This is a genomic window from Roseiarcus sp., assembly GCF_052145395.1.
Lineage (GTDB): Bacteria > Pseudomonadota > Alphaproteobacteria > Rhizobiales > Beijerinckiaceae > Roseiarcus.
The window spans coordinates 1-3865 of record NZ_JBKQOT010000095.1; the positions used below are offsets into that span (position 1 = coordinate 1).

Annotated in this window: 6 protein-coding genes and 2 pseudogenes; 6 read left to right on the forward strand and 2 right to left on the reverse strand. The window is 62.6% G+C overall.

All coding sequences use genetic code 11. The annotated features are described in order from the left end of the window. Window positions 1-898: transcriptional regulator GcvA (gcvA, locus tag ACLP25_RS03260; protein WP_442467800.1), on the reverse strand; the 898-nt coding region annotated here is incomplete at its 3' end. A 133-nt stretch (window positions 899-1031) separates the two neighbouring features. Between gcvA and ACLP25_RS03265 the strand changes: the two genes are divergently transcribed. After that, complete coding sequence (locus ACLP25_RS03265) at window positions 1032-1277, forward strand: hypothetical protein (RefSeq protein ID WP_442467801.1); 246 nt, start codon at window positions 1032-1034, stop codon at window positions 1275-1277. A gap of 134 nt (window positions 1278-1411) precedes the next feature. Next, a complete protein-coding gene (locus tag ACLP25_RS03270; RefSeq protein ID WP_442467804.1) occupies window positions 1412-2044 on the forward strand; it encodes a GNAT family N-acetyltransferase in 633 nt (210 codons plus the stop codon). Here ACLP25_RS03270 and ACLP25_RS03275 read toward each other — a convergent pair. Further along, a complete protein-coding gene (locus ACLP25_RS03275) occupies window positions 1980-2564 on the reverse strand; it encodes a tyrosine phosphatase family protein (RefSeq protein WP_442467802.1) in 585 nt (194 codons plus the stop codon). The two genes, ACLP25_RS03270 and ACLP25_RS03275, sit on opposite strands and share 65 nt — an antisense overlap. Before the next feature lie 191 nt (window positions 2565-2755). On the opposite strand from ACLP25_RS03275, the pseudogene ACLP25_RS03280 reads away from it, so the two are divergent. The 4 genes and pseudogenes from ACLP25_RS03280 to ACLP25_RS03295 all read left to right on the forward strand — a co-directional run. Then, a pseudogene (locus tag ACLP25_RS03280) lies at window positions 2756-2800 on the forward strand (hypothetical protein); the annotation flags it as partial. A gap of 24 nt (window positions 2801-2824) precedes the next feature. Then, window positions 2825-3061 carry a hypothetical protein gene (locus tag ACLP25_RS03285; protein WP_442467805.1) on the forward strand — a complete coding sequence of 79 codons (237 nt, stop codon included), beginning with the start codon at window positions 2825-2827 and terminating at the stop codon, window positions 3059-3061. 147 nt (window positions 3062-3208) lie between these two features. Then, window positions 3209-3424 (forward strand): hypothetical protein, encoded by a 216-nt coding sequence (locus ACLP25_RS03290; protein ID WP_442467803.1) that lies wholly within the window; start codon window positions 3209-3211, stop codon window positions 3422-3424. Between the two features lie 78 nt (window positions 3425-3502). Further along, window positions 3503-3865 (forward strand): annotated as a pseudogene (locus ACLP25_RS03295) (CatB-related O-acetyltransferase); the annotation flags it as partial.

Genomic DNA, 3865 nt, shown 5'->3' on the forward strand with positions numbered 1-3865 from the left:
CTTCCCTGAGCCACGCGCGAAAGACCCGCACCTTCGTCGACTCTGACCGCTCCTTCCGGCAGACGAATGCGTAGCAGCGCCCTGAAGGCAGGGTCAGGGCGAAGGGTGTGACCAGACGGCCGGTGCGCAGATCGTCGTAAGCGAGCGCATCGAGAGCGAGCAGCAGGCCGGCGCCTTCGACCGTTGCGTCGAGCGCGTGATCAGAGCTGTTGAACCGAAGACCTCGACTGACGTCGACGCCCTTCACGCCGGCCGCCGCAAACCAGTCGGCCCAGGTCGGCATGGCGGCGCGACCGGACAGGCTGTCGTCATGGATCAGCGGCACGCCCTTGAGTGTGCCCGGCGAAGTGAGAGGCCCGTGTTGTTCGATGAGGACAGGGCTGCAGACTGGTACGAGGGACAGGTCGATCAGCTTCTCGACTTCGAGGGCTTCGTCCTGCGCCGCATTGAGCGGAAGGTTGCGGAGCGCAGCGTCGACGCCGTCGGTGGTGAAATTGGCGTTCTTGATCGACGAGGAAACCCGCACGTCGATTTCGGGATAGGCCATCGAAAAGCGATAGAGCCGCGGCGCCAGCCATTTCGAGGTAAACCCGGGCGACGCGCTGACCACGAGAACGCGCGCGTCACCGAGCCTGTCGAGGCTCGCCAGCGCTTCCCGGATATGAAGAAAGCCCGCCTGCAAGCCGGGTTGGAGCGCCTTACCCGCCGCCGTCAGGGCGATCGACCGTACGTTGCGGTCGAAGAGCTTGAGGCCCAGATGCTCTTCGAGACCGCGTATCTGGTGGCTCAGCGCTCCCGGCGTGACGTTCAACTCCATCGCCGCCTTGGTCAGGCTGAGATGCCGGGCGGCCGCCTCGAACGCGCGAAGCGCGTTCAGCGATGGAAGGGCGTTAAGCATGAGATTTTCTCATCATTCAGCTGAGACAATATCGTTTGCGTTCTCCCAATTTCCTTGCCAACATGCGCGCCCGGGGAGCATGGCAGATGAGAATAGCTCATATGCCGCCATGGTCAATGACGAGGTTGGTCCAATGGCCAGCATGACGCACACCGGAGTTCACTGCGACGATCGCACGGCGCCAGTCGCAAACGGCGCCGGCGCCAAGCTCAAGAGATTGGCTCGCCGTCTGAACGGCGCGCTTGACGCCCGCCGCCAGAGCGCGTTCGACCGGGAGATTGCCCGCCTCCTGGCGCAGTCCGGCGGACGATTCACGGACAGCCTGGAGCGCGAAATCATGCGGAGGGTTTTCGCGTCTGACTGGAGCCCGCCGACGTAGCGGCGTTCAATACAAACCTCTCATTGCGAAGGTTGGTTATGGCTGCGGCGCCTCTGCACGGTCGTTTCCTTGAGCTTGCGCGTTCCGCGCATGCCGACGATAGCGCTCTTGACCCGGATCCGTTCGAGCTCGGCATGCTGCGGGCGAAGCGCGGCCCGGAGACTCGCGTCGCTGTTCGTCCGGCTCGTTTGAACGACGGCGATATCCTTCAAATCTATGTCCGAGGGCTGACCACGCAGTCGCGCTACAATCGGTTCCTGGGCGCCGTAAGCGAGCTCCCGCCGTCAGAGTTGGCGCGCACATTGGCCGCGAATGGTCTCGACACGCTGACCCTGCTCCTCACCACGACGGCGGAGGATCGCGAAACGGTGGTCGGCGAGGCCCGGGTGGCGCTTTCCTGCGCGGACCGCGCCGGGGAGTTTTCCATGTCGATTGCAGACGACTGGCGACGTCATGGCCTCGGCTTCGCCTTGCTCGAGGAAATCGAACGCAAAGCCGCCGCCGACGGCATTGAATGGCTATTCGGCGATACGTTGCGGACCAACGACGGGATGATCGCCCTGGCGCGCGGCCGCGGCTTCCAGCTTGAACCAGGGCTCGAGCCGCGCCTGGTGCGAATTCGGAAGCGGTTGGAGGACGTAGCTCCTGACCTGCCGTGCCGGAAGTGGACCGAAATGGACGACGGGGCGGAGCGGCAGCCTGCTATCTCAGGTCGACACTTTGACTCCGCCGCCCGAGTTCCACCTCTCGAGCCCGGTCCATTTTGAGCATCGCCTCGGCAAGGTCGGGGCGCCTGGCCAGATGGCGAGCGTAGATCCTGCTGACCGCGGCGGCGAGGCGGCCATTGCGCCCGAGGCGCTCGTCGGCAAATTCGATCATCCGGGAGTTCGGCCAGGACTGCGGCCGGATCTCCATCAACCGGTCGACCAGGGCGACCTCGAGTTCACCGGGAAAGGTCTGCGCCAGGACCATCAGCATTGCTGCGGTCGAGCGGGAAATGCCCATATGGCAATGGATCAGCAAGTGACGCATGTCGCCAGCGTCGCGAGCGAAAGCAAGGATCGTCTCGACGTCCGACATCTCTGGCAGCACGATGTTGGGCGCGGGCTCGATCGCATCGTGGAAATAGAGCGTCGCTCGGACGTGCGGATCGTAGGTTGAAAAAGGGGTCGGCTCCGGGGTCCCCGGGTCGAGGAGAGACAGGACGTGCGTCACGTCGCGAGCGCCGTGCGCGTCGAGTTCATGAAGGCCACAAATGGTAAGGGTGGAAAGGGCGAAACCGTTCATCGTCGGAGCCCTAGCACAAGTCTCCGGTCGCAGTTGTGACGAACCTCGAAGCCGCCAGTCGGACTCGAGGCATCCGTCGCGTCCTCGAGCCAGGTCGTCCTGAATGCGGACCGCACAATCGATGAGGTCGCCCGTCTCACTCCGGATTCAGTCATCGTTTGCGGCGGGCAGCCCATGCCGCGGGGCTCACGGTGGTCGTCGACTCGACCTTCGCCTCGCCAGCCGTCCAGCGGCCGCTCGAACACGACACGGACCTCGTCGTGCATTCCCTGACGAAATGCATCAACGGCCATAACCCCGATGATCTGGCCAATCTCGCTCGAAGACTTTTCGATCTTGCCCATCGCGTCGATCGCCTGCCGCACGATCTCGATGCTCTGCTGCGCATCGTCTCTCGCGACCGCCACAACATCAATGGCGTGCTGCGCCCCCTCGGCTGTGCTGCTTGCGGCGATGGTAATCTCGTTCAACGCCGTAGCGGTCTCCTCGAGGCTTGAGGCCTGTTGCTCGGCCCAACCGGGTCGGGTCGCCGCCGCCGGCGGCGCGAGCCGGGCGCGACCCACGAAGGTGGAAGACGGGCCATCGGGCTGAGTGTCCCGATTGCGAAGACGGGGTCGCGCGAAGTCGACTGATGGCGCACGGACGTGAACCGATCGGCGCCCGCGCCCTCCGTCGAACAACGCCCGGTCGATGGACAGGCTATCGCATCGTTTGATGCGGCCTCGCGCGGCTACCCGTGGTCGATGAGGAGCATATTGAAATTGTCGCCCAAGTATTTCTTATTTTCAGAAATCCAACTTCTCGATCCCACGGCGCAAAAAAAAGAAAATGAGTTGACGTTAATTACCAATATTGGTTAGACAGCCACGACAACGCGTAGACGCGAGACCGAGAGGAAAATTGTCACGCGGAGATGTGTGTTACCCTTGGAGGGGCAAATGAGTTTGCGACAAAACGTCGATCGCTTGATCGTGAAATTCGCCAAGGGCGGTCTCGAAAGCAAGCTGATCCGAGAACGTTTCCGTAAGCTCTACGATATCCACGTTGGCCTCTACAGTTACGGGTGTTTCGACCGCTGGCGCATCCCACCTGGAACGCGTATTGGCCGTTACTGCTCCTTCGCGAGCAACGTCCGGCTTGTGGAAGCGAACCATCCGTTCCACAGCCTGACCACCCATCCTTACCTCTACTTGTCACAATTGGGCGTCACGCCGGAGAACAATGACTGTTCGCCACAAGAGATCGAAGACGACGTGTGGATTGGCCACAATGCCACCATCCTGGCCGGCTGCAAGCGCATT

Excerpts from the sequence above, each read along its gene's own strand:
- ACLP25_RS03265 (WP_442467801.1), top strand. The coding sequence starts at position 1,032 with ATGGCCAGCATGACGCACACCGGAGTTCACTGCGACGATCGCACGGCG.
- ACLP25_RS03270 (WP_442467804.1), top strand. The coding sequence starts at position 1,412 with ATGCTGCGGGCGAAGCGCGGCCCGGAGACTCGCGTCGCTGTTCGTCCG.
- ACLP25_RS03275 (WP_442467802.1), bottom strand. The coding sequence starts at position 2,564 with ATGAACGGTTTCGCCCTTTCCACCCTTACCATTTGTGGCCTTCATGAA.